Origin of the sequence: Streptomyces sp. yr375, from assembly GCF_900110755.1 — a bacterium.
Taxonomy (GTDB): domain Bacteria; phylum Actinomycetota; class Actinomycetes; order Streptomycetales; family Streptomycetaceae; genus Streptomyces.
Genome location: NZ_FOFF01000016.1, coordinates 50,106 through 74,434, shown reverse-complemented (window position 1 = coordinate 74,434; position 24,329 = coordinate 50,106). Strand labels below are relative to the sequence as shown.

Here is a 24,329-nt window from a genome sequence, read left to right as displayed (position 1 = left end):
GGCTCGAGGGGCAAGGGTTTTCGGAATCGTTAGACCCAGGTGTCCATCCACATCCGCGACCGCCAGTTGTCGATCGGGATGGCCTGGCCGGTGTACAGGGGCCAGAAGTAGATGAAGTTCCAGGCGATGAGGAGGACCAGGACGCCCGCGCCCGTCGCTCCTGCTACCCGGCGGGTGTCACTGGAACCCGGGGGGCCGATCAGTGCGCCGATCATCATCGCCACCGCCAGGCAGAGGAACGGCAGGAAGACGACCGCGTAGAAGAGGAAGATCGTGCGTTCCTGGTACATGAACCACGGCAGGTAGCCGGCCGCGATGCCGCAGGCGATCGCGCCCGCGCGCCAGTCGCGGCGGAAGAACCAGCGCCACAGGACGTACGCGAGGGCGAAGCAGGCAGCCCACCACAGCAGCGGGGTGCCGATGGCCAGCACCTCGCGGGCGCACTTCTCGCCCGCGTCGGACGGGCAGCCGTCCTTGCCGGGCGCGGGCGACTCGTAGAAGTACGACACCGGGCGGCCCAGGACGAGCCAGCTCCACGGGTTCGACTGGTAGGTGTGCGGCGAGGTGAGGTGCGTGTGGAACTCGTACACCTCGTGCTCGTAGTGCCACAGGCTGCGCCACCAGTCGGGGAACAGCCACGTCCAGTTGCCGCCCTTGCCGTCGTCGGCCGCCCAGTCGCGGTAGTAGCCGCCCTTGCCGTCGGTCGCGGAGAGGATCCAGCCCGTCCAGGACACCAGGTAGGTGACCAGCGCGATCGGGACCATCGTCAGGAACGCGAAACCCGTGTCGCGCTTGAGGACCGTCAGGTACGGGCGGCGGGCGCCCGCGACCTTGCGCGAGCCGACGTCCCACAACACCGTCAGCAGGCCGAACGCGACCAGGATGTACAGGCCGTTCCACTTCGTGCCGATGGCCAGACCCAGCATCAGGCCCGCACCCCAGCGCCAGGGACGCCAGCCGAAACGGGTCGTTTCGGCGATGTGCGCGTCCGGGCGGCAGCGGCCGTCCGCGTCGGGCGTGAGCGCGGCGGCGAGTTTCTCGCGGACCCGGTCCCGGTCGACGACCAGGCAGCCGAACGCCGCCAGCACGAAGAACATCAGCACCCCGTCGAGCAGCGCGGCGCGGCTCATCACGAAGTGCAGCCCGTCCACCGCCATCAGCGCGCCCGCGAGGCAGCCGAGGAACGTGGAGCGGAAGATGCGGCGGCCGATCCGGCACAGCAGCAGGACGGACAGGGTGCCCAGCACGGCGGTCATGAACCGCCAGCCGAACGGATCGAACCCGAAGAGCAGTTCGCCCAGCCCGATCACGTACTTGCCGACCGGCGGATGCACGACGTACGCCGCGTCCGCCGGGATCGTGACATGGCCGCCCGAGGAGAGGATCGCGGCGTTGGCGTCCTTGTCCCAGTTGACCTCGAACCCGCGGTGGACGAGCGCCCACGCGTCCTTCGCGTAGTACGTCTCGTCGAATATCACCGCCTTGGGGCTGCCCAGGTGCCAGAACCGCAGCACGCCCGCCAGCAGCGTGACCAGCAGCGGACCGCCCCACGCCGACCAGCGCGTGATCCGCAGCGCCCACCGGTGCGGCACGCCGAGCGCGGCCCACAGGCGCGGGCCCGGCCGCGCGAACGGCGGCACCAGCCGGTCCCGGACGTCGGCGGAGGGCTCCGCCGGATATCCGAACCGGCGCAGCCGCCGCTGCCACGCGGGCCGCTCGTCGTGCGGCCGGTCGTGCGGCGGCCCGTCCGGCGGGCAGTCCGTGGAGTCCATGGAGGACGCGGTACTCGTCACCGCGCCATCGTAGGGAACAGGTCTGTGTGAGTCCCGTGCGCAGGGGCCCGCCGCGGCCCTGCGAGGATGGAAACGTGACAGCTACGCCCGGAATTCTCGTTCTCGCCGGTACGCCCATCGGTGACGTCTCCGACGCCCCGCCCCGGCTCGCCGAGGAGTTGGCAGGCGCCGATGTGATCGCCGCGGAGGACACGCGGCGGCTGCGGCGGCTGACCCAGGCGCTGGGGGTGACGCCCAAGGGGCGCGTCGTGTCCTACTTCGAGGGCAACGAGTCCGCCCGCACGCCCGAACTGGTCGAGGAACTGGTGAAGGGGGCGCGGGTGTTGCTCGTCACCGACGCCGGCATGCCGTCGGTCTCGGACCCCGGCTACCGGCTGGTCGCCGCGGCCGTGGAGCGGGACGTCCGCGTCACCGCCGTCCCCGGCCCGTCCGCCGTGCTCACCGCGCTGGCCCTGTCCGGGCTCCCCGTCGACCGGTTCTGCTTCGAGGGGTTCCTGCCGCGCAAGGCGGGCGAACGGCTGTCGCGGCTGCGCGAGGTCGCAGGTGAACGGCGCACGCTCGTCTACTTCGAGGCCCCGCACCGGCTCGACGACACCCTCGCCGCGATGGCCGAGGTGTTCGGCGCCGACCGGCGCGCCGCCGTCTGCCGCGAACTGACCAAGACGTACGAGGAGGTCAAGCGCGGCCCGGTCGGCGAGCTCGCGGAGTGGGCGGCGGAGGGCGTGCGGGGCGAGATCACCGTGGTCGTCACCGGCGCGCCCGAGCGCGGGCCCGAGGAACTCGACGCGGCCGAACTGGTGCGGCGGGTGCGGGTGCGCGAGGAGGCGGGCGAGCGCCGCAAGGAGGCGATCGCGGCGGTGGCGGCGGACGCCGGACTGCCCAAGCGGGAGGTGTTCGACGCGGTCGTCGCCGTGAAGAACGCGGGCGGATTGTGAAGGCTCTCACACCCCCTCTGAGCAGGGCGCATACCGTCTGAGCAAGCGCCCCATGCGCGGGCAAAGGGCTGTCGTCGAAGGCAAAGCCCAACCCCTTCCTGTGAGGCGGCTTTGGCAAGGAACGCCCAAATCGACTCCAACAGTGCACAGGTCTGATGCATTCGCGTCGGTCGAGGCGTCCACTGGTGACAGGGACGCACCCGTCCCTCGCTCCCAAGGGTGTTCCGGGGGGAATTCCCGCACCGGGAGCGCTTGTCCAGCGGACAGCAGGAGCTGGCATGAGTGAGTTCACAGGGCAGACCGGCCTCCGCGGCGGCGCGAGCGCCGTCGTCAACGAGTCGTACTCCTTCGCCTGCATGCGCTGCGGGCACGGCTGGGAGCAGTCGTACGAGATAGAGCACCACACCGACGCCGACGGCCACGAGTTCGTCCTCTACGTCGCCGACGGCCGGGTCGTGCCGTCGCCGCTGAGCCGGCCCGCGTGCCAGAACTGCGACGGGCACGTCGTGCGCATCATGCGGGCGGGGCAGGTGTCGTCGGTGCTCAGCGCGGCCCGCCAGCGCAAGGCGTCCCCGGCGGCCCCGACAGGGCCCATGGGGCCGATCGAGGAACACGCGGGCGACGCGGCGGCGGCCGGGGCGCAGGCCAAGGAGCCGCACCACCACTGGCACCTGTCCGACCTCCTGCACCCCTTCCACCGCAAGGCCGGCTAGCAGCGGGCCGGTCACCGGCCGGCCAGTCGGGGTGGACATGCCCCTTCCGTAGGATCGGGGCATGTCTTCGAACGCCTCCGACAAGCACGAAAAGCACGACAAGAGCGCCGCGCCGCCGCTTCCGGCTCCCCTGGGGGTGCCGGTCGCCGACTCCCACACCCACCTCGACATGCAGTCGGGCACGGTGCCGGAAGCCCTCGCGAAGGCCGCGTCGGTCGGCGTGACGACGGTCGTCCAGGTCGGCTGCGACGTACGGGGCTCCCGGTGGGCGGCCGAGACGGCGGCGGCGTACGACAACGTCCACGCCGCCGTCGCCCTGCACCCGAACGAAGCGCCGCGCATCGTGCACGGCGACCCCGACGGCTGGTCCCGGCAGGGCGCACGCGCGCCGGGGGGCGCGCAGGGGCTCGACGAGGCGCTCGCCGAGATCGACCGCCTGGCCGCGCTCCCGCACGTCAAGGGCGTCGGCGAGACCGGGCTCGACTACTTCCGCACCGGCCCCGAGGGCAAGGAAGCGCAGGAGCACTCCTTCCGCGCCCACATCGAGATCGCCAAGCGGCACGGCAAGGCGCTGGTCATCCACGACCGCGACGCCCACGCCGACGTCCTGCGGATCCTGAAGGAGGAGGGCGCCCCCGAGCGCACCGTCTTCCACTGCTACTCCGGCGACGCCGAGATGGCCGAGATCTGCGCCCGCGCCGGGTACTTCATGTCCTTCGCCGGCAACGTCACCTTCAAGAACGCGCAGCACCTGCGGGACGCCGTCGCCGTGGCCCCGCCGGAGCTGCTCCTGGTGGAGACCGACGCGCCGTTCCTGACCCCGGCGCCCTACCGCGGACGGCCCAACGCCCCCTACCTCATCCCGGTCACGGTGCGCGCCATGGCCGCCGTACGGGACGTCGACGAGGACACCCTGGCCGCCGCGCTGGCCGCCAACACCGCCCGCGCGTTCGCCTACTGACCCGTCGAACACAACTCTCGGTAGCCGCGCCACTTTGGAGAGTGACGGTCGCTCCGCTAGGTTCTGGGGGCCCGATCCGGACCCACCCCTGGAGTGTCGGCGTGAGCAACTCGCAGCACCTCGACCACGAGCCGTACGGCGGCGGAGCGTACGTCGACCTGCACAACGCGGAGACGGTCGCGTACGGCGTGTACGCGGCGCCTGGGACGTACGACGACACCTACCGGCCGTCGTACGAGGCATACGAGGCGCAGGAGACCTACGAGGCGCAGGAGCGGTACGACGCGTACGGGGCCCCTGACACGTACGACACGTACGTGATGCCGCTTCCGGTCTCCCCGCCGCCCGAGACGCTCGTGCTGCCGGAGCCGATCCACCTGGCCGAGCCGCCGTTTCCACGACAGGCCGGGCGGGCGGCGCGGCGGCGCAGGACGCGGTCCGCGGAGCGCCCGGAGTCCACGATGCGCCGCCTGCTCCCGCAGGCACTCGTCGTCGCCTTCCTGGCCGGCGGCACCACCGCCTTCGTCGCCGAGGACAAGGCGGTCGAGCTGACCGTGGACGGCGCGCCGCGCACCCTGCACACCTTCGCCGACGACGTCGGCGAACTCCTCGCGGACGAGGGCGTACGGGTGGGGGCGCACGACCTGGTGTCGCCCGCCCCCGGCACGGAGCTGGCCAGCGGCGACGAGATCGCCGTCCGCTACGGACGTCCCGTCCGGCTCACGCTCGACGGGCAGCGGCACGAGATGTGGACGACCGGCCGCACCGTGGAGGAGGCGCTCAGGCAGTTGGGGGTGCGCGCGGAGGGCGCGTACATGTCCGTCTCGCGCTCCCAGCGCATCGGACGCGCCGGCCTCGCGCTGGACGTGCGCACCGAGCGCGCGGTGACCGTCATGGCCGACGGCCGGGCCCGTACCGTCCGCACCAACGCGGCGACCGTGCGCGAGGCGGTGGAGGCGGCCGGGATCACCCTGCGCGGCGAGGACACCACGTCCGTCGCGCCCGGCAGCTTCCCGCGCGACGGGCAGACGGTCACCGTGCTGCGGATCACCGGCACCGAGGAGGTGCGCGAGGAGGCGATCCCGTTCGAGGTCCGCCGCACCGACGACCCCACGCTGTTCAAGGGCACGGAGGTGGTGGCGCGGGCCGGACAGTCCGGGCTGCGGCGCGACACGTACTCCCTGCGCAGCGTCAACGGCGTGCGGCAGCGGCCGAAGCTGATCCGCAGCGAGATCGTGCGCGAGCCGCGCGAGCAGGTGGTGAAGGTCGGGACGAAGCCGCTGCCGAAGTCCGTGCAGGGCGCCGACGGCCTCGACTGGCACAGCCTCGCGCACTGCGAGTCGGGCGGCCGGCCGAACGCCGTCGACCCCTCGGGCACGTACGGCGGGCTGTACCAGTTCGACACCCACACCTGGCAGAGCCTCGGCGGCAGCGGCCGGCCCCAGGACGCGTCGGCGACGGAGCAGACGCTGCGCGCGAAGAAGCTGTACGTCCGGCGCGGCGCGAGCCCGTGGCCGCACTGCGGGACGCGGCTGCACGGCTGAGGACCGGGGCGCGGGGCGGGGACGAGGGGCGGGGCGACGGGGTGAGGGGCCGCAGGCGCAGCCCCGTACCCTTGTCCCGTGAGTACCAGCCCCACCCCCGACGCCCTTCTGGGCCCCGCCGACATCCGTGAGCTGGCGGCGGTCCTCGGCGTGCGTCCCACCAAGCAGCGCGGCCAGAACTTCGTGATCGACGCGAACACGGTCCGCCGAATCGTCCGCACCGCGGGGGTCCGGCCCGACGACGTCGTCGTCGAGGTCGGCCCGGGGCTCGGCTCCCTCACCCTCGCCCTGCTGGAGGCCGCCGACCGGGTCACGGCCGTCGAGATCGACGACGTCCTGGCCGCCGCCCTCCCCGCCACGATCACGGCGCGCATGCCGCAGCGCGCGGACCGCTTCGCGCTGGTGCACTCCGACGCGATGCGGGTGACCGAACTGCCGGGCCCCGCCCCGACCGCGCTGGTCGCGAACCTGCCGTACAACGTGGCCGTGCCCGTGCTGCTGCACATGCTGGAGATGTTCCCGAGCATCGAGCGCACCCTCGTCATGGTCCAGTCGGAGGTCGCCGACCGGCTCGCCGCCGGGCCCGGTTCGAAGGTGTACGGCGTTCCGTCCGTCAAGGCCAACTGGTACGCCGACGTCAAGCGCGCCGGCGCGATCGGCCGCAACGTGTTCTGGCCCGCGCCGAACGTCGACAGCGGACTGGTGTCGCTCGTGCGGCGGGCCGAACCGGTCAAGACGACGGCGTCGCGGCGCGAGGTCTTCGCCGTCGTCGACGCGGCGTTCGCCCAGCGCCGCAAGACCCTGCGGGCCGCGCTCGCCGGATGGGCGGGTTCCGCGGCGCGGGCGGAGGCGGCCCTCGTGGCGGCCGGCGTCTCACCGCAGGCGCGCGGAGAGGCCATCACGGTCGAGGAGTTCGCCAGGATCGCCGAACACAAGATCGCCGAGAACGAGGACGAGAACGAGGAGTCGGGTCAGAAGTGAGCGTCACCGTGCGGGTGCCCGCCAAGGTCAACGTGCAGCTCGCGGTGGGCGCGGCCCGCGCGGACGGCTTCCACGACCTGGCGAACGTCTTCCTCGCGGTCGGCCTGTACGACGAGGTCACGGTGACCCCGGCCGACGGACTCCGCGTCACCTGCGAGGGCCCGGACGCCGCCCAGGTCCCCCTGGACCGGACGAACCTCGCGGCGCGGGCGGCGATCGCCCTGGCCGAGCGGTACGGCCGCACACCCGACGTGCACCTGCACATCGCGAAGGACATCCCGGTCGCCGGGGGCATGGCGGGCGGCAGTGCGGACGGCGCGGGCGCGCTGCTGGCCTGCGACGCGCTGTGGGGCACGGGCGCGTCCCGTGACGAACTCCTCGACATCTGCGCCGAGTTGGGCAGCGACGTGCCGTTCAGCCTGGTCGGCGGGGCCGCGCTCGGCACCGGGCGCGGTGAGAAGCTGACGGCCCTTGAGGTCGGCGGCGCCTTCCACTGGGTGTTCGCGATGGCCGAGCGGGGCCTGTCGACGCCGGCGGTGTTCCGCGAGTTCGACCGGCTGGCGGAGGGCCGGGACATCCCGGCCCCGGTCGCCTCCCGCGCACTCCTCGACGCCCTCGCCAAGGGCGACCCCGACGCGCTGGCGGCCACGCTCTCCGGCTCCAACGACCTCCAGCCCGCCGCGCTGTCCCTCTTCCCCGAGCTGGCGGACACGCTCGCCGCGGGCCGCGCGGCCGGCGCGCTCGCGACCCTGGTCTCGGGCTCGGGCCCGACCACCGCGCACCTGGCCCGCGACGCCGCCTCCGCGGCGAAGATCGCGGAAACCCTGCACACCTCGGGCACCTGCCGCACCGTCCGCGTGGCAGCGGGACCGGCGGCGGGGGCGACGGTGGTCGGGGGCCTGGGCTAGCGGCCCCCGCTCCGCCGGGTTCCTCGATCCTTCGACCGTTCGTGGTCAACGTCGGTTCGGGCAGGGCGACTTGGCCGGGTGATCCGCGATGTCGGTCATGTGTCGGGGCTGTCGGTTCCTTGTCGGAGGCATGTCGGTGGGTTGTCGGCGGGCTCTGGGACGTTTCCAGAGGTCCTGCCGGTGCCCATCCGGCGGGCGTCCGCAGGAAGGAATCACCATGACCACTGACAGCACGACCCCTGTCGCCACTCGTGCCACCACTCCTGCCACCACTCCTGCCGCAACTCCTGCCGCAACTCCTGTCACCACTCCTGTCACGGGATCTCTCGTGCGTGACGTCGTGATCGTGGGGGCCGGCCCGGTCGGTCTGTTCCTCGCATGCGAGCTCGGCCTCGCGGGCTGTTCCGTCCTGGTGCTCGAGCGGGAGCCGGAGCTCGGCTCCCCGTGGAAGCCGAACCCGCTCGGGATGCGGGGCCTGTCCGCCGCGTCGGCCGAGGCGTTCTACCGGCGCGGGATGCTGCCCCCGCTGCTGACCGCATCGGGCGCCGACGTCGACTCCGGCGCGAACCCCGACGCGGACGAACCTGCGGCCCCTCGCATCGTGGGCCACTTCGCCGGCATGATGCTCGATCCGGCGCAGGTCGACGTCGCCGACCTGCCGTTCCGGCTCGCCGGCCCGGCACCGGAAGGCATGCTCACAAGCCTCGATGCGGTCGAGACGGTGCTGTCCGAGCGGGCATCCGAGCTCGGCGTGGAGATCAGGCGCGGCGTCACGGTCTCAGGCGTCGCGCAGAACGACGAGAGCGTGGTCGCGCAGGCCGGCGAGGACGCGTACGCGGCGCGCTGGCTCGTCGGCTGCGACGGCGGACGCAGCACGGTGCGTCGGCTCGCGGGCTTCGAATTCGTCGGCACCGAGCCCCAGTTCACCGGCTACGCCATGGACGCCACCCTCGCCGATCCCGAGAAGCTGCGCCCCGGGTTCAACCTGACGCCGACGGGCATGTACCTGCGGACGTCCGTGCAGGGGTACGTCGGCATGATGGACTTCGACGGCGGCGCGTTCGACCGCTCGCGGCAGCCGACTCGTGACCATCTCCAGTCGGTTCTGCGCCGCGTGTCCGGCACCGACGTGACACTGAGCGACGTCCGTCTCGCCTCGACCTTCACCGACCGGGCGATGCAGACGACGACCTACCGGCGGGGACGCGTCCTGCTCGCGGGCGACGCCGCGCACATCCACTCCCCCCTCGGCGGGCAGGGGCTCAACACCGGCATAGGCGACGCCATGAACCTGGGATGGAAGCTCGCGGCGACCGTGCGCGGGAACGCGCCGGACGGGCTCCTCGACACCTACACCCGCGAGCGCCATCCGACCGGCGCGGCGGTGCTCGACTGGTCGCGCGCCCAGGTGGCGGTCATGCGGCCGGACCCGCATGCCCACGCGATGCAAGCGGTGATCCGCGACCTGATCGGGACCCGTGACGGAACGACCTACGTGTTCGGGAGGGTGTCGGGCGCGTCGAACCGCTACGACCTCGGCGACGGGCACCCGCTGGTCGGCCGCAGCGCCCCGGACTTCCGTCTCGAGGACGGCACCCGCCTCGGCGACCTGACGCGCGACGGACGAGGCGTCGCACTCGACTTCGGCGCCGGCCGAACCCTGCACGCTTCGGCGACCGGCTGGGAGCACCGGATCCGGTACACGGCCGGCCCGGCGGGAAACCCCCTCGGCCTGAGCGCCGTGCTCGTCCGCCCCGACGGCACAGTCGCCTGGGCGGACACCGGCACCCCTGACCGCGAAGCGTTCGAACGGGCGGCCACCCACTGGTTCGGCACCCCCACAAAGTGAACCGACCACGGATGGCCGGATAGCGACCTTGTGTGGGCGATGTGGAGGAGCGAGGCGGGCCGGGGGTGGGCTGGGTGAAGGTCTTCGACTGTATGTGAAGATGCCGTCTGACCTGCGGATATGTCACGCAGGGGTGTTACCCACGTCACGATAACTTGATGTTCAACAATCGTCTCCATGGCCCCTTTTGTGCCGTCTGTGTCCCAGTCGGGGGTGGCATGATCAGCCAACCCCCCGTCTGCTGTTACCAGCGGCACCGCGTGCGCGTGCCCGGCTCGCGCCACGGCCGAGAGGAAGTCCCCATGGGACACATGGATCACTTCAGCGCCGGATGGGTCACCCCCGTCCTGTCCTATGCGATGGCCTGCGTCGGCTCGGCGCTCGGGCTGCGCTGCACCGTCCGAGCACTCGAGGCGGACGGCGCGTCCAAGCGCAACTGGCTGCTGCTCGCCTCGCTCGCCATCGGCTCCGGCATCTGGACGATGCACTTCGTCGCCATGCTGGGCTTCGGCGTCGAGGGCACCCCGATCCGCTTCGACGTACCCCTGACCGTCCTCAGCCTGCTGATGGCCGTCGCCGTCGTCGCGGCCGGCGTCTGCACCGCCGGATACGGCCGCTCGCGCGTCGGGTCGGTGCTGCTCGGCGGCCTCGGCACCGGGCTCGGCGTCGCCGCCATGCACTACACCGGCATGGCCGCCCTCAACCTGCACGGCCAAGTCGGCTACGACCCCGTCCTGGTCGCCGCGTCGATCCTGATCGCCGTCGTCGCCGCGACCGCCGCGCTCACCCTCACCCTGATCGTGCGCGGACCGGTGCTGGCCGCCGTCGCCGCCCTCGTCATGGGACTCGCCGTCAGCAGCATGCACTACACCGCGATGTGGGCCGTCAGCATCGACCTCACCCCCAGCAGCGCCGCCCTGCCCGGCGTCACCGCCACCGGGTTCATCTTCCCGCTGGCCGTCGTGCTCGGCTCCTTCCTCTTCCTCGCCTCCGCGTACGTCGCGCTGTCGCCGACCGGCAAGCGCCACGAGTCGGCCGTCGCCGCGGAACTCCTGCGCGAGGTCGAACTCACCACGGCCTGAGGCGCGTTCGCCCCGGGGTGTACGGCATCGGCATTCCGGCCGCGCGGCATCGGCAGGGCGCGCGTCGCCCCGCGCCCACCTGCGCGGATCGCCGTGAGCCGGGCGTGCGCGAGGCGTTGCCCGCCCGCCCGCGCAACCGGCCGCCGTCCAGCGCCGGTCACCGGCCACCCGGCCGGAACCACACCGGCGCGAACGACCCGCGCACGCGCCGCCTATAACCGGCGCGCACGCCCGCGACCAGCGCACACAAACCATTGCGCGCCCCGCACCCCCCAGTCTCCCCCCTCACTTCTCCCCTTCACCTCACCTCACCCACCCCACGAGGTCCCCATGCGCATCCTCCGTACCCCCGCCCGCCTGCGCCCCAGATCGGTGCGCGCGAAGATCGTCGCCCTGCTCATGCTGCCCGTCGTGTCCCTCATGGCCCTGTGGGGCTTCGCGGCGGTGACGACCGCGTCGAGCATCGGGGACACCGAGCGCGCCAAGGACGTCAACGCCGAACTGCTCACCCCGGTCGGCGGCTTCATCACCGCGCTGCAGACCGAGCGCAGCGCGGCCATGCGGTACGGGGACGACCCCGACGCCTTCACCGAGGCCGCGTCGGTCACCGACAAGGCCGCCGTCGCCCTGCTGGACGGCATCAACTCCTCCAGCTCCGACGCCGCGCTCCTGGACGCCGGGCTGCCCAAGCGACTCGACGTCCTGAAGGCCGACGCGGGCAGCCTCGACGCCCTGCGCGACAAGGTGACCGCCAAGGGGACGGGCAAGGGCAAGGGCGTGGCCTCCGCCGCCTACCCGCGCTACTCGGAGATCGTCCAGCACGGCTTCTCCGCGACCGGCGCGCTCACCGGTGACGACAGCACCGACTCGGCGTCCGAGGCCCGTGTCGTCCTCGAACTGGGCCGCGCGCGCGAGGCGGTCGCCCGGGAGCAGGCGCTGCTGGGGGCGGCGCAGGCACAGGGGACGCTCACGCAGGACCAGTACGCGCTGTTCGTCGGAGCCGTCGCCACCCAGCGCGAACTGCTCGCCCCGGGCGTCGCCGACCTCCGCCGTGCCCACCGGACGGCGTACGACGCCGTACTGGACGGAACCGCGTACGCGCGCGTGCAGCGCGTCGAGGACCAGGTGCGGGCCGCCGGACCGGGCGACGCGGCCGTGTCGGCGGCGGCGCTGAAGGGCTGGGGGACCGCCGTCTCCGACGTCCTGGACGGACTCACCTCGGCCGAGGCCGTCGCCGGCACCGGCGAGACGGCGAAGGCCGACCCGTTCGGCTGGGACACGCTCGGCGCGTCCGGGATCGCCGTCGCGCTGGGCCTCGTAGGCGTGCTGCTGTCGCTGCTGGTCTCCGTGGTCGTCGGCCGCGGCCTGATCCTCGAACTCCTCGACCTGCGCAACTCCGCGCTGGAGGTGGCCGGCCGCAGCCTGCCGCAGGCCATGCGCAGGCTGCACGCCGGACAGGGCGTCGACATCGACGCCGAGGCCCCCATGCGCCGCCTCGCGGGCGACGAACTCGCCCAAGTCTCCACCGCCCTGACCGCAGTCCAGCGGGCCGCGCTGAAGGCCGCCGCCGAGCGCGCCGAACTGCTCAGCGGGATCTCCGGCGTGTACGTCAGCCTCGCGCGCCGCAGCCAGGTGCTGCTGCACCGCCAGCTCGACCTGCTCGACGCGATGGAGCGCCGCCAGCACGACCCGGCCGAACTGCACGACCTGTTCCGCGTCGACTACCTCGCCACCCGTATGCGCCGCCACTCCGAGAGCCTGCTGATCCTCTCCGGCATCGCGCCCGGCCGCGGCTGGCGCCACCCGATCCCGCTGGCGGACGTGCTGCGGGCCGCCGTCGCCGAGATCGAGAGCGCCGAGCGCGTGCAGATCTGGGCGGCGCCCAAGGTGTCGGTGATGGGCGGCTCGGTCGCCGACGTGATCCACCTGCTCGCCGAGCTCGTCGAGAACGCGACGTCCTTCTCGCCGCCCAGCACCCAGGTGCACCTGCGGGCCGCGCGGCTGCGCGAAGGCGTGCTCATCGAGATCGAGGACAGCGGCTTCGGCCTGAACGACGAGGCCCTCGCCGAGGCCAACGGCAAGATCCAGTCCGACAAGATCGACCTCCTGGACGCCAAGCAGATCGGCCTGATCGTGGTGAACCGGCTGCGCGAACGGCAGGGACTCGGCGTCGAACTGCGCTCCTCGCCCAGCGGCGGCGCCACCGCCGCCGTCTTCGTCCCGGAGCACCTGCTGCGCGACGACATGCCCCACGCCTCGACCCCCGGCGGCCACGATCGGGCCCTCGCCCCGGCCACCGGACTGCTCCCCTGGAACACCCCGGAGTGAGCTGCGCCACCCCGCGGTGAGCGTCCCCGGACGGGCCGACGGCCCGCACCCCGCGCCGGACTACCCTGGAGGGTCGATCGATCCCCCCGGGCAGGAGAGAAATGGCCGTCAATCTGGTCAATGTCGAGAACGTCAGCAAGGTGTACGGGACCCGTGCCCTTCTTGACGGCGTCTCGCTCGGCGTGTCCGAAGGGGACCGGATCGGGGTCGTGGGCCGCAACGGCGACGGGAAGACCACGCTGATCCGGATGCTCGCCAAGCTGGAGGACGCCGACACCGGCCGGGTCACGCACTCCGGCGGGCTGCGCATGGGCGTCCTCACGCAGCACGACTCCCTGGACCCCGCCGCGACCGTCCGGCACGAGGTCATCCGGGACCTGGCCGACCACGAGTGGGCGGGCAACGCCAAGATCCGGGACGTGCTGACCGGCCTCTTCGGCGGGCTCGACCTGCCCGGCTTCCCGCAGGGCCTGGACACCGTCATCGGCCCGCTGTCGGGCGGTGAGCGCCGCCGGATCGCGCTCGCCAAGCTGCTGATCGACGACCAGGACCTGATCGTCCTGGACGAGCCGACCAACCACCTCGACGTCGAGGGCATCTCGTGGCTCGCCCGGCACCTGCGCGAGCGCCGCTCCGCGCTCGTCTGCGTCACCCACGACCGCTGGTTCCTGGACCAGGTCTGCACCCGCATGTGGGACGTCCAGCGCGGCGCCGTCCACGAGTACGAGGGCGGCTACTCCGACTACGTCTTCGCCCGCGCGGAGCGTGAGCGCATCGCCGCCACGGAGGAGACGAAGCGGCAGAACCTGGTCCGCAAGGAGCTGGCCTGGCTGCGCCGCGGCGCGCCCGCGCGGACGTCCAAGCCGCGCTTCCGCGTGGAGGCCGCCAACGAGCTGATCGCGGACGTGCCGCCGCCGCGCGACAGCAGCGAGCTGATGAAGTTCGCCTCGTCCCGGCTCGGCAGGACGGTCTTCGACCTGGAGGACGTCACCGTCCAGGCCGGCCCCAAGGTGCTCCTGAAGCACATCACCTGGCACCTCGGCCCCGGCGACCGCATCGGCCTCGTCGGCGTCAACGGCGCGGGCAAGACGTCGCTGCTGCGCGCCCTGGCCGACGCCGCGCGCAGCGAGGGCGAGGCGCAGCCCGCGGCCGGCAAGGTCGTCGTCGGCCGGACCGTCAAGCTCGCCTACCTGTCCCAGGAGGTCGTCGAACTCGACCCCGCGCTGCGCGTCCTGGAGGCCGTGCAGCAGGTGCGCGAGCGCGTCGACCTCGGCAAGGGGCGCGAGATGACCGCCGGGCAGTTGTGCGAGACGTTCGGCTTCAACAAGGACAAGCAGTGGACGCCGGTCGGCGACCTGTCGGGCGGTGAGCGCCGCCGCCTGCAGATCCTGCGTCTCCTTATGGACGAGCCGAACGTCCTCTTCCTGGATGAGCCCACCAACGACCTGGACATCGAGACCCTCACCCAACTGGAGGACCTCCTCGACGGCTGGCCCGGCTCGATGATCGTCATCTCCCACGACCGTTTCTTCGTCGAGCGGACGACGGACCGCGTCTTCGCGCTCCTCGGCGACACCGCCCTGCGGATGCTGCCGCGCGGTATCGACGAGTACATCGAGCGCCGCAAGCGCATGGAGGAGGCCGCGGCCGCCGCCTCGGCACCGGCGTCCGCGCAGAAGTCCGGCGCGGGCAACGCGGGGGACCCCGAGAACGCGGGAAAGCCGGAGAAGAGCGCCGCCGACCAGCGTGCCGCCAAGAAGGAACTCCAGAAGATCGAGCGGCAGTTGGACAAGTTCGCCGAGCGCGAGTCCAAGCTGCACGCCCAGATCGCCGACAACGCGACCGACTTCGGGAAGGTCGCCAAACTCGACGCCGAGCTGCGCGAGTTGGCCGGCGAGCGCGAGGAACTGGAGCTGCGGTGGCTGGAACTCGCCGAGGACGCGTGAAGGGTGCGTGAAGGCGCATAACGACGTCATCACGGGCCGGTCCGCCCTTGGGAACAGGGGCGGATCGGCTCCGGGGGCTGTCCGTCACGGGTGATAGAAAGAGCCGTCTGAGAACTTTCTGAAGACGGCTCCGGGCGGGTCACTGACCTGGGGGCGTGGCTAAAAACCAGTGACATAGGGGGAACACGCTGATGGCCCAGCCGCCCGATCAGCCGCCGCAGCAGGGTGGTTTCGCAAGCCCGCAGAACCAGCCGCCGCAGCAACAACCGCACCACCAGCCACACCAGCAGGCACCGCAGCAACCGCAACAGCAGGCACCGCAGGGCGGTTTCGGCGCACCGCAGATGCCGCCGCACCCGGCTCAGCCGCCACAGGGCCCACTCGCCAAGCTGCCGCCCCAGCCCGGCTACGGCTACCCGCAACAGCCGGGACCGTACGGCCAGCCGCCGCAACCACCGCAGCAACAACCGCAGCAGCCGCAGCAGTCGGGGCCTTACGGCCAGCCCGCGCATCCCGGCCAGCCCGGTCCCTACGGTGCCCCGCAGCCGGGTCCGTACGGTCAGCCGAGCGGTGTCTACGGTCAGCAGCCCGGCTACGGCTACCCGGCCCAGCCGCCGCAGTTCCCGGGCGCGCCCGGCGTGCCCGGTGTCCCCGGCACCCCGCCCGGCGGCGGCCGCAACCCCTTCAAGGGGCGCCCCGCGCTGGCGATCGGCGCGGCGGTGATCGCGCTGCTGGTGATCGGCGGGGCGGTGTTCGCGGTCGCGGGCGGCGACGACGACAGCGGCAAGAAGCCGCTCGCCGGACCGAGCGGCGACGGCAACGCGACAGCGTCGTCCAGCGACGCCCCGGTCAACCCCGGTGACGGCAGCGGCGACGGCGGCTCGGACACCGAGGACTTCAACGCGGGCCGCAAGTCCGGCGAGGCGAAGGTGCTCTGGTACAAGGAAGCGCCCGACGCGCCCGCCTCCGGCGCCGACGCCCCCGGCATGTGGATCACCGCCAAGGCGGCCGTGAAAGCGGCGTACAAGGACATCGTCGCGTACAACGTCGGCGACGGCAGGCCGACCTGGCCGACCGTCAGCTTCCCGCAGAAGATCTGCGCGGTCACCCCGCAGAAGACGGCGGACGACAAGATCGTCGTCGCCTACATGAGCGGCACCAGCGACCGCGCCAAGTGCAACCAGCTCCAGCAGATCGACCTGGCCACCGGCGCCAAGGGCTGGACCGGGGTCGTCGCGGACGGCGCGCTCTTCGACAGCGCGATCACCATCGAGCTGTCCCTTACGGGCAACACCCTGATGGTGGGCCGCTCGCAGTCCGGGACGGCGTACGACGTGCGCACCGGCAAGAAGCTGTACGACAAGCAGAAGTACGGCGACGCGTGCTTCCCGTCGGCGTTCGCGGGCGGGACCAAGCTGTACGCGGTGGCGTCCTGCGACGCGACCGGGACGAACGAGCACGACGAGATCCAGGAACTGGACCCGGTGACCGGCAAGGTCAAGTGGAGCCAGAAGTTCGACAAGGGCTGGACGGTCTCGAAGACGTACTCCGTCGACCCGCTGATCGTCTACAGCACCAACGAGGACAAGAACTCCTGGAACATCTCGACCTTCAAGCCGGACGGCACGTTCCGCTCGCAGGTCGGCTTCGACGAGGACTTCGCGCCCGAGTGCGGCTTCGGCTTCCTCCAGCGCAACCTGACGGGCTGCGGGGGCACGGCCTCCGACGCGAACACGCTCTACCTGCCGACCGAGGCGAAGAGCGGTCCCAACGAGATCGTGGCGATCGACCTCTCCACCGGCAAGGAGAAGTGGCGCGTCAAGTCCCCGACCGAGGAGGCGATGGTGCCGGTCAAGGTCGAGGGCGGCAACCTCGTCGCGTACGTCGAGCCGTCGTACGACGGGCCCGGCCGGGTGGTGGGCATCCCCACGGCCGGCACCGCCCACACACCGGCCACGCTGCTCCAACTCCCCGAGAGCACGGCCGACATCGAGGACGGCTTCTACTCCCGCGACATCGACTGGGTCGGCGGCCGCTTCTACCTCTCCTCCACCCGGCTGACGGGCAACGACGACACGAAGGAGAAGTTGATGCTCGCCTACGGCAAGTGACTCGCCTGAACGGCCAGTGACCCGCCTACGGCAAGTGAGGCGATCCCGCCACCTTCTCCGCCCGTCGTCCGCCGCCGCCGCGGCCCGTTCTCCCGAGGTACCCACACCATGACCCAGCCGCCTCCGCCACCCCCGAACCAGCCCCCGTCGCAGGGCGGTTTCGGCCCGCCGACGCCCCCACCGCCGCAGGGAGCGCCGCCGCAGCCGGGCTACGGCTACCCGCAGGCCCCGCCCGTGCCGCCGCAGCCCCAGCCGGGCTACGGCTACCCGCAGCAGCCCCCGGCCCCGAACCCCGGCTACCCGACCGCCCCGTACGGCCAGCAGCCCGGGTACGGCTACCCGGGCCAGCCCACGATGCCCATGCAGCCGCAGCCGCACGTCGGCGGGACCGGCGGGGTCGGCCGGAAGATGAACGCGCAGATGGCGATCATCGTCGCCGCCGTCGTCGCGGTCGCGCTGATCATCGGCGGCGGGGTCTGGTACTCGACGTCCGGTGACGGCGGCAAGGACGACGAGAAGAGCACCGCCGGTCCGACCGGCGGCGGCGACACGGGCGGGACGGGCGGCGGCACCGGCGGTACGTCGTCCGGCGGCAGCGAGAAGGTGCCGGCCGACCCCGCCTCCGACGTCCTCTTCAAACTCGCGATGCCCGTCGTCAAGAAGGACGCCAGCGTCAACGTCCGGGGCTCCTGGGTGACCGACAAGGCGTATGTGAAGACCGGCGTCGACGAGATCACCGGCTACGACCTCGCCAAGGGCACCAAGCTGTGGACGGTCACGCTGCCCGGCCCGGTGTGCGAGGCCAGCAAGTTCGCCACCGACGACCACCGCACCGCGATCCTCTTCCAGGCGAGCACGGCCGAGACGTCCCGCTGCGACCAGATCGCGGGCATCGACCTCGCCGCGGGCAAGCAGCTCTGGACGAAGACCGTCACCTCCGGCGACTACGCGATCGACTTCGACAACATCACCGTCAGCGCGAACACGGTCGCCCTGGGCAGCACCGACGGCGGCGCCGCCTTCGACATCGACTCCGGCAAGGTGCTGTGGTCGCCGAAGCCCGCCGACACCTGCTTCGACGCAGGCTACGGCGGCGGCCCGAAACTGGTCGCGGTGCGCAAGTGCGGTTCGTACGACAACCCCGAGCTGCAGATCCAGACCATCGACCCGGCCTCCGGGAAGGTGCTCTCCGAGTACAAGCTCGCCACGGGCATCGACTACGCGTCCGTCGTGTCCAGCGACCCCCTGGTGGTCGCCGCCGACGTCGGCGACAGCGCCGGTGACGGCAGCGGCATCTCGGACTTCTTCTCCATCGACAACAAGACCGGCAAGCTGCGCACCCGCATCTCCGTGCCGGGCGACGACTACGCGGCCGACTGCGAAGGCATCACCAAGGTCGAGGCCTGCACGGGCCTGGCCGTCGGCAACGACCGGATCTACGTCCCGACCGAGGAACACGACGCCGACGACTCCAGCCGCACCAACGAGGTCGTCGCCTTCGACCTCGCCACCGGCAAGCAGACCGGCCAGCGCGCCGACGCCGGCGCCGGCTACACGATCTACCCGCTGCGCATGGACGGCCCCAACCTGATCGCGTACAAGCGCCCACCGTACGACAAGGGCGGGCAGGTCGTCAGCATCGACGGCGGCTCCTTCAAGGCGACGACGCTGCTGGAGAACCCGGCCACGGAGTCGGTGCGCAACCTGGAGACCAGCCTGTCCCCGGAGTACTCCGAGGTCCTCTTCGCCCAGGGTCGCCTGTACATGTCCGAGGTGTACGCCGACGACGACGGCAGCGTGAGCGGCGACCCGCAGTACCTGGCGGTCGCGTACGGACTCGCGGGCAGTTGATCGTCTTAATCGCCGTACCGGCCCCGTCCCTGGTCAGGGGCGGGGCCGTGCGCTTATCGCGCATGACTCTCGCGTACGAGGATTTTCCGCGATCCGGGGCAGTTCTCGCCGGTAGGGGGAGCGCGACGTCGAACAAGCGTGTAGCTTCCGGGGGCATGAAGAACGGGGTGCCGGGGGGCACCCTTTGTTGGTCTTGTCGGTAGGTGGGGGACTGGGGGGTTGGTCGATGGGAGTGCGGCTGATGGTGGTCGACGACCACCGACTGCTCGCGGAGGCGCTGGCCTCGGCGCTCAAACTGCGCGGACACCGGGTGCTCGCCGCGGCGGCCCCGGCCGCGGGCGCGGCCGAGCTGGTGATCACCCGCGCCCCGGAGGTGTGCCTGATCGGCACGGCGACCCCGGCCGAGCCGGGCATCTTCGACCCGGTCGTCCGCATCAAGCGGGAGCGGCCGCAGGTCGCGGTCCTGGTCCTGGGCCCGGTACCGAACCCACGCGGCATCGCGGCGGCCTTCGCGGCGGGTGCCTCCGGGTACGTACGCCACGACGAACGCATCGAGGGCGTGGAGCGCGCCATCATGAAGGCGCGGTCCGGCGAGGCGGCGGTGGCCCCGCAGCTCCTGCAAGGCGCGTTCAGCGAACTCCTCAACCCGGCGGCCCAACCGGACGACGAGGGCCAACGCCTCCTCCAGATGCTCACCCCGAGAGAGGTCGAGGTCCTGGTCCGCGTGTCCGACGGCGAGGACACCCGCCTCATCGCCGCCGGCATGGGCATCGCCCCCTCCACGGCCCGCACCCACGTCCAACGAGTCCTGATGAAACTGGGAGTCGGCTCCCGCCTGGAAGCGGCGGCGCTGGCCGCGCGGACGGGCTTACTGGACCGGGCGGCCCGTTCGATCTAGCGGGCCGCGTCCTGACGTATGCCTGCGAGGAGGTGTGCGAGGGCGGTCGGGCAGGTGGTGAGCACCGTCGCCGGGGCGTCGCTCTCACGGAGGTGGAGGGTGGCGGGGGAGGCGGCCACTTCAACGCAGGTGTTGCCGTTCCCGCCGTCCGAGAACGTGGACTTCTGCCAGGAGACGGCGAGTTCGACGCAGGTATTGCCTTCGCCGCCGTCCGAGAAGGTGGACTTCTGCCAGCGCAGGGTGTGGTCCATGGGGTGCCTCACAGCTCCTTCGTCAGGCGGTGGATGAAGTCCCGTGACGTCACCGGGTCCAACGCCGCGTTCTCCACCTTACGGAAGAGCGTTCGAAGCTGGGTCAGTTGAGGTTCTGCGTCGATGAACGCGGTGCCGGTCGGGGCGTCGCGCAGGCCGGTGTCCAGCCGGGGCACCGGACCGCCCGTGTACATCATCGATGACCCTGCACCGGCGAAACCGTCCTGATCGGTCGGGATGACGCGCAGGGTGGCGTGCCCCTGCTCGATCTGGTCCAGGATGCGCAGGAGTTGAGCATGGGAGGCGCTGCGGTCGGCCACCCGGATGCGCAGGGCGAACTCGTGGACGATCGTCTCGTACGGGGTGGGGCTTTCGCCCTCGATGACGGCCCGCCGCCGCATCCGGTGTTCGACACGAGGCGTCAGCTCGCTCTCGGGCAGGCCGGGCATCATGTACGCGTACACCGCGCGGGCGTAGTCGGCGGTCTGTAGGAGCCCGGGAACATGAGTGATCACGATCTCCCGGAGGAACGTCGCGTGGTGCTCGACCTCGGCGGTGTCCAGGAACACCGGTTCCAGGACGCCCCGGTACTCCTCCCACCAACCCCGCGTGCGGTCGGTTGCCATCGCCACGAGGGCTTCGATCAACGACTCGTCCGTGCACGCGTAATGGGCCGCCAGGCGCTGTACGCGTTCCGCGCTGACTCCTGCGACGCCGGATTCGATCTGGCTCATCTGAACCGCGTCGGCACCGAGCAGCACGGCTGCTTCGCGCGCCTTCATGCCTGTTGCCTCGCGGAGTTTGCGCAGCTCAGCGCCTAGTCGCACCCTGCGAGCCGTGAGATGCCTCTTCGGCGGCAAGCGGCACCTTCCTCGTTTCAACTGCCCTGTCGGTGTACCTCGTTCGAGGGTCAGGATAGGCCAACCGCTTGCGGTTTCCTAATGTTAGGAAATACCGTCGGTGATGCACCGCACACGCTGCGAAGTGTGCATCTCCCCCCAGCCCTCGACTACTTGGAGCTGCCCCATGTCCGACTCCTGGGAGTACTCCCTCTACATCCCCACCGACCCCCGCGCCGTCACCGTCTGCCGCCGTACCCTCCGTCTCGTCCTCACCCTGCACGGGCTGGGCCGGATCGTCGACACCGCCGAGCTTCTGGGCTCGGAGTTGATGTCGAACGTCGTACTCCACACCAAGGGCCCCGCCTGCCTGCGCCTCCGCTTCCGGGACGGCATCTTGCAGATCGGTGCGTGGGACGCCGACCCCGAACCCCCCGCGCCCGCACCCGCGTTGGAGGAGCTCGGCGAGGCGGAGAACGGCCGGGGGATGGCACTCGTGCGGGCCTGTTCGGACCTGTGGCACTGGCAGCCGTTGTCGCGGATGGGGCATCGGGGCAAGTTGGTGTGGTGCGAACTCAACGCGGCGTAGTCCCTGTCCGCTGAAAGCGGGGTGAAGCCGTGGTGAAACCGCGTGGGCGCACGCTCTGGGGCAGAAGGAAAGCCCAGCCGGAATCCAAGGAGCACGCAACCATGTCACTCGCCAACACCAACACCAACACCAACGCCCTCACCCTGACCGACCAGGACAAGGCCACCCTGCGGACCGCCGCGTACGGCGCGGTCTCGCTGCTGGCCGCCGCCGACGCCACCGGCTCGCCGCACCGGATCGCCACCCACGGCAGCATCGCGCTGGCCTCGGCGACCGGCGCGATCGGGCACGTGCTCGCCGAGAAGTCGAAGATCACGGGCCTGGACGGCAAGTCCGTGGCCGAACTCGCCGACCACGTGCTGCCCGCCCTGACGGCCGCCATGAGCCTGCTCGGCAAGCAGGCTCCGGCGGAGGCCGACAACTTCCGCGCCACCGTCGTCGTCGCCGTCGAAGCGGCCACCCGGGCCCGTAAGGGCGAGCCCGGCCCCGTCATGGTTGAGATGAACCGCAAGATCACCGCGGCCCTCGACGCGGCCTGACGGGGCTCACTCCTCCCGCTTGTCCTCGACCGCCTCCGGCGGCAGCGTGGGGATCACCGGCGCGGTGGGCCGTAGCCACAGCCAGGTCAGGAAGAAGAGGCCCAGGGCCAGCATTCCCAGGCCCGTCCACAGGTTGATGTTGATGCCCTGGGCCTTGTCGATCTCCGCGTCGCTGTCCGTGAGGCCGGCGATCGTGACGATCACGCCGTACACGACGAACAGGCCGCCGATGATGCGGCGCAGGTCGAAGATGCTGGCCGCGGTCGCGGACTTCTCCTCCAGCGCGGTGACCTCCCGCTGGACGTCCTTCTCCGAGTACCCGAAATGTTCGGACATGGTCTCTCCATTCTCCCGCAGCGGTCGCTGCTCGTGGCTGCCGGGCTCAGAACGAGAACGGGATGTAGCAGACGGCGGCCAGGATCAGCGCGCCCCAGCCCAGCAGCGCGGGCCGCCGGTACCACGCGTCGTCGCCCGCCGCCGGCGCCTCGGCCATGCCGGGGGAGACCGTGCCGTAGACCAGGCCCTGGAGTTCGTCGGCCGGCTTCGGGGCCGTGAACAGCGACACCGCGACCATCACCACCGCGCCCGCGACGAAGCCCGCGATCGCCGAGACGAAGTTCGCGCCCTGGTCGGTGGGGATGCCGACGACGTCCTGCTTGTAGAGGACGAAGTAGTTGATCATCGCCGCCGTGGTGCCTGCCAGCAGGCCCCAGAAGCCCGACTTCTTCGACGCCCGCTTCCAGAACATGCCGACGATGAAGACGACGAACATCGGCACGTTGAAGAAGGAGAACAGCGTCTGGAGGTAGCTCATGATGTTGGAGAACGAGGACGCCAGGAACGCCGTGCCCACCGACGCCGCCACCCCGATCGCCGTGATCAGGCGGCCGAACCGGACGTAGTACGTGTCCTCCCGCCCCCGCACCACGTACTTCGCCCAGATGTCCGTCGTGAACACCGTGTTGAACGACGAGATGTTCGCCGCCATGCCCGCCATGAACGCCGCCAGCAGTCCGGTGACGGCGATGCCGAGGACGCCGTTCGGCAGGAGCCGGGACATCAGGTACGGGATCGCGTCGTTGTACTGGAGGTCCGAGTCGCTGGTGCCGATCTTCGGCACCAGCACCGCCGCCACCAGGCCCGGGATCATCACCAGGAACACGATGAAGATCTTCGGGTAGGCGGCGATCAGCGGCGTGCGCTGCGCCGCCGACAGGTTCTTCGCCGACAGCGCGCGCTGCACCTCCGCGAAGTTCGTCGTCCAGTAGCCGAAGGACAGGACGAAGCCCAGGCCCAGCACGATCGTCAGCCAGTTCGCGCCCAGCGGGTTCGCGCTGCCGATGCCGGTGCCGCCCCAGGCAGTCACGAAGTTGTCGCCGTGGGTCGCCGTCAGCTTGTCGGTCAGGCCGTCCCAGCCGCCGACCCGCTTCAGACCCAGCACCGACAGCGGGATCAGCGCCGCGAGGATCACGAAGAACTGGAGCACCTCGTTGTAGATCGCCGACGACAGGCCGCCCAGCGTGATGTACGCCAGCACGAAGAAGCCCGCCACCACGATCGCCACCCACTGCGGCCAGCCCAGCAGCGCCTCCACGACGATCGCCAGCGCGTACAGGTTCACGCCCGCGATCAGGATCGCCGCGAACGCGAACAGCGCCGAACTCAGCAGGTGCGCGCCCTTGTCGAAGCGCAGCAACAGGAACTCCGGCACCGACCGGACCTTGCTGCCGTAGTAGAACGGCATCATCACCAGGCCCAGGAACACCATCGCCGGGATCGCGCCGATCCAGTACCAGTGGACCGTGTACGCCCCGTACTGCGCGCTGTTCGCGGCCATGCCCAGGATCTCGGTGGCGGCCAGGTTCGCCGAGACGAACGCGAGACCGGTGATCCACGCGGGCAGGGAGCGGCCGGAGAGGAAGAAGTCGAGGCTCGTCTTCACCGACCGCCGGGCGGCGAAACCGATGCCCAGGACCACGACGAAGTAGATACCGAGGATCGTGTAGTCGAGCCAGTTCGTCGGCAGCCGCAGCTCGGCCGCCAACTGAGGTGCCGGGTATGCCGTATATGTGGGGGTTCGCATGCGCCGCTCACTTCGTTTGGTGTTCTTTGTTCGGTTGTGGGTCCGGTCGTGGGGGTGACCGCCATGGGGGTTTATGGTTTTATGTGTTCGGTTCTGTTTGAAGATTCGCTAGGTGTACGGATGGAGAG

The 24,329-nt window shown here is 71.3% G+C and carries 20 protein-coding genes; 15 read left to right on the top strand and 5 right to left on the bottom strand.

Annotated features, from left to right (window positions below; all coding sequences use genetic code 11):
* Positions 1-29 precede the first annotated feature (29 nt).
* Entirely contained in the window at positions 30-1,793 is a 1,764-nt protein-coding gene (locus BMZ82_RS18175) for a dolichyl-phosphate-mannose--protein mannosyltransferase (protein WP_371271251.1), read from the bottom strand.
* A gap of 74 nt (positions 1,794-1,867) precedes the next feature.
* Here BMZ82_RS18175 and rsmI point away from each other — a divergent pair, with 74 nt between their 5' ends.
* The 13 genes from rsmI (at position 1,868) to BMZ82_RS18110 (ending at position 19,900) form a co-directional block, all read left to right on the top strand.
* Positions 1,868-2,728 carry a 16S rRNA (cytidine(1402)-2'-O)-methyltransferase gene (gene rsmI, locus BMZ82_RS18170; protein ID WP_093777005.1) on the top strand — a complete coding sequence of 287 codons (861 nt, stop codon included), beginning with the start codon at positions 1,868-1,870 and terminating at the stop codon, positions 2,726-2,728.
* A 278-nt stretch (positions 2,729-3,006) separates the two neighbouring features.
* Complete coding sequence (locus tag BMZ82_RS18165) at positions 3,007-3,441, top strand: hypothetical protein (RefSeq protein ID WP_093777003.1); 435 nt, start codon at positions 3,007-3,009, stop codon at positions 3,439-3,441.
* Positions 3,442-3,502: 61 nt separating this feature from the next.
* Complete coding sequence (locus BMZ82_RS18160) at positions 3,503-4,402, top strand: TatD family hydrolase (protein ID WP_093777001.1); 900 nt, start codon at positions 3,503-3,505, stop codon at positions 4,400-4,402.
* A 101-nt stretch (positions 4,403-4,503) separates the two neighbouring features.
* Complete coding sequence (locus BMZ82_RS18155) at positions 4,504-5,946, top strand: resuscitation-promoting factor (protein ID WP_093776999.1); 1,443 nt, start codon at positions 4,504-4,506, stop codon at positions 5,944-5,946.
* A gap of 78 nt (positions 5,947-6,024) precedes the next feature.
* Positions 6,025-6,927 carry a 16S rRNA (adenine(1518)-N(6)/adenine(1519)-N(6))-dimethyltransferase RsmA gene (gene rsmA, locus BMZ82_RS18150; RefSeq protein ID WP_093776997.1) on the top strand — a complete coding sequence of 301 codons (903 nt, stop codon included), beginning with the start codon at positions 6,025-6,027 and terminating at the stop codon, positions 6,925-6,927.
* On the top strand, positions 6,924-7,835 hold the full coding sequence (locus BMZ82_RS18145; protein ID WP_093776995.1) for a 4-(cytidine 5'-diphospho)-2-C-methyl-D-erythritol kinase: 912 nt from the start codon (positions 6,924-6,926) through the stop codon (positions 7,833-7,835). The genes rsmA and BMZ82_RS18145 overlap by 4 nt, the downstream gene beginning before the upstream one ends.
* A 328-nt stretch (positions 7,836-8,163) precedes the next feature.
* Positions 8,164-9,684: an FAD-dependent monooxygenase gene (locus tag BMZ82_RS18140; RefSeq protein WP_093776993.1), complete on the top strand. Its 1,521-nt coding sequence runs from the start codon at positions 8,164-8,166 to the stop codon at positions 9,682-9,684.
* Positions 9,685-9,986: 302 nt separating this feature from the next.
* Positions 9,987-10,766 carry an MHYT domain-containing protein gene (locus tag BMZ82_RS18135; RefSeq protein ID WP_093776991.1) on the top strand — a complete coding sequence of 260 codons (780 nt, stop codon included), beginning with the start codon at positions 9,987-9,989 and terminating at the stop codon, positions 10,764-10,766.
* Positions 10,767-11,096: 330 nt separating this feature from the next.
* Positions 11,097-13,094: a sensor histidine kinase gene (locus BMZ82_RS18130; RefSeq protein WP_093776989.1), complete on the top strand. Its 1,998-nt coding sequence runs from the start codon at positions 11,097-11,099 to the stop codon at positions 13,092-13,094.
* Between the two features lie 101 nt (positions 13,095-13,195).
* The gene (locus BMZ82_RS18125; protein ID WP_093776987.1) at positions 13,196-15,040 is read left to right on the top strand and encodes an ABC-F family ATP-binding cassette domain-containing protein; all 1,845 of its coding nucleotides are present in this window, start codon (positions 13,196-13,198) and stop codon (positions 15,038-15,040) included.
* 191 nt (positions 15,041-15,231) lie between these two features.
* Positions 15,232-17,151: an outer membrane protein assembly factor BamB family protein gene (locus tag BMZ82_RS18120; protein WP_093776985.1), complete on the top strand. Its 1,920-nt coding sequence runs from the start codon at positions 15,232-15,234 to the stop codon at positions 17,149-17,151.
* A gap of 108 nt (positions 17,152-17,259) precedes the next feature.
* The gene (locus BMZ82_RS18115) at positions 17,260-19,002 is read left to right on the top strand and encodes an outer membrane protein assembly factor BamB family protein (RefSeq protein WP_093776983.1); all 1,743 of its coding nucleotides are present in this window, start codon (positions 17,260-17,262) and stop codon (positions 19,000-19,002) included.
* A 226-nt stretch (positions 19,003-19,228) separates the two neighbouring features.
* A complete protein-coding gene (locus BMZ82_RS18110; RefSeq protein WP_093776981.1) occupies positions 19,229-19,900 on the top strand; it encodes a helix-turn-helix transcriptional regulator in 672 nt (223 codons plus the stop codon).
* On the opposite strand, the gene BMZ82_RS18105 is transcribed toward BMZ82_RS18110, so the two are convergent.
* Positions 19,897-20,151, bottom strand: a complete 255-nt coding sequence (locus tag BMZ82_RS18105; RefSeq protein ID WP_093776979.1) for a DUF397 domain-containing protein — start codon at positions 20,149-20,151, stop codon at positions 19,897-19,899. The genes BMZ82_RS18110 and BMZ82_RS18105 overlap by 4 nt on opposite strands.
* Positions 20,152-20,159: 8 nt before the next feature.
* Positions 20,160-20,978, bottom strand: a complete 819-nt coding sequence (locus BMZ82_RS18100; RefSeq protein WP_371271250.1) for a helix-turn-helix domain-containing protein — start codon at positions 20,976-20,978, stop codon at positions 20,160-20,162.
* A 199-nt stretch (positions 20,979-21,177) separates the two neighbouring features.
* On the opposite strand from BMZ82_RS18100, the gene BMZ82_RS18095 reads away from it, so the two are divergent.
* Entirely contained in the window at positions 21,178-21,579 is a 402-nt protein-coding gene (locus tag BMZ82_RS18095) for an ATP-binding protein (RefSeq protein WP_093776975.1), read from the top strand.
* Positions 21,580-21,680: 101 nt separating this feature from the next.
* Entirely contained in the window at positions 21,681-22,118 is a 438-nt protein-coding gene (locus BMZ82_RS18090; protein WP_093776973.1) for a hypothetical protein, read from the top strand.
* A 6-nt stretch (positions 22,119-22,124) separates the two neighbouring features.
* Here the strand turns inward: BMZ82_RS18090 and BMZ82_RS18085 are convergent, their stop codons facing one another.
* Both BMZ82_RS18085 and BMZ82_RS18080 read right to left on the bottom strand, forming a co-directional pair.
* Entirely contained in the window at positions 22,125-22,454 is a 330-nt protein-coding gene (locus BMZ82_RS18085) for a hypothetical protein (protein WP_093776971.1), read from the bottom strand.
* Between the two features lie 46 nt (positions 22,455-22,500).
* Positions 22,501-24,201 carry a sodium:solute symporter family protein gene (locus BMZ82_RS18080; protein ID WP_093776969.1) on the bottom strand — a complete coding sequence of 567 codons (1,701 nt, stop codon included), beginning with the start codon at positions 24,199-24,201 and terminating at the stop codon, positions 22,501-22,503.
* Between the last annotated feature and the right edge of the window lie 128 nt (positions 24,202-24,329).

Bases quoted from the DNA above. Each gene is read 5' to 3' on its own strand.
- BMZ82_RS18165 (WP_093777003.1), top strand. From the start codon at position 3,007: ATGAGTGAGTTCACAGGGCAGACCGGCCTCCGCGGCGGCGCGAGCGCC.
- BMZ82_RS18080 (WP_093776969.1), bottom strand. From the start codon at position 24,201: ATGCGAACCCCCACATATACGGCATACCCGGCACCTCAGTTGGCGGCC.
- BMZ82_RS18105 (WP_093776979.1), bottom strand. From the start codon at position 20,151: ATGGACCACACCCTGCGCTGGCAGAAGTCCACCTTCTCGGACGGCGGC.
- BMZ82_RS18110 (WP_093776981.1), top strand. From the start codon at position 19,229: ATGGGAGTGCGGCTGATGGTGGTCGACGACCACCGACTGCTCGCGGAG.
- BMZ82_RS18125 (WP_093776987.1), top strand. From the start codon at position 13,196: ATGGCCGTCAATCTGGTCAATGTCGAGAACGTCAGCAAGGTGTACGGG.
- BMZ82_RS18090 (WP_093776973.1), top strand. From the start codon at position 21,681: ATGTCACTCGCCAACACCAACACCAACACCAACGCCCTCACCCTGACC.
- BMZ82_RS18095 (WP_093776975.1), top strand. From the start codon at position 21,178: ATGTCCGACTCCTGGGAGTACTCCCTCTACATCCCCACCGACCCCCGC.
- BMZ82_RS18135 (WP_093776991.1), top strand. From the start codon at position 9,987: ATGGGACACATGGATCACTTCAGCGCCGGATGGGTCACCCCCGTCCTG.
- BMZ82_RS18160 (WP_093777001.1), top strand. From the start codon at position 3,503: ATGTCTTCGAACGCCTCCGACAAGCACGAAAAGCACGACAAGAGCGCC.
- BMZ82_RS18130 (WP_093776989.1), top strand. From the start codon at position 11,097: ATGCGCATCCTCCGTACCCCCGCCCGCCTGCGCCCCAGATCGGTGCGC.
- BMZ82_RS18115 (WP_093776983.1), top strand. From the start codon at position 17,260: ATGACCCAGCCGCCTCCGCCACCCCCGAACCAGCCCCCGTCGCAGGGC.
- BMZ82_RS18085 (WP_093776971.1), bottom strand. From the start codon at position 22,454: ATGTCCGAACATTTCGGGTACTCGGAGAAGGACGTCCAGCGGGAGGTC.
- BMZ82_RS18120 (WP_093776985.1), top strand. From the start codon at position 15,232: ATGGCCCAGCCGCCCGATCAGCCGCCGCAGCAGGGTGGTTTCGCAAGC.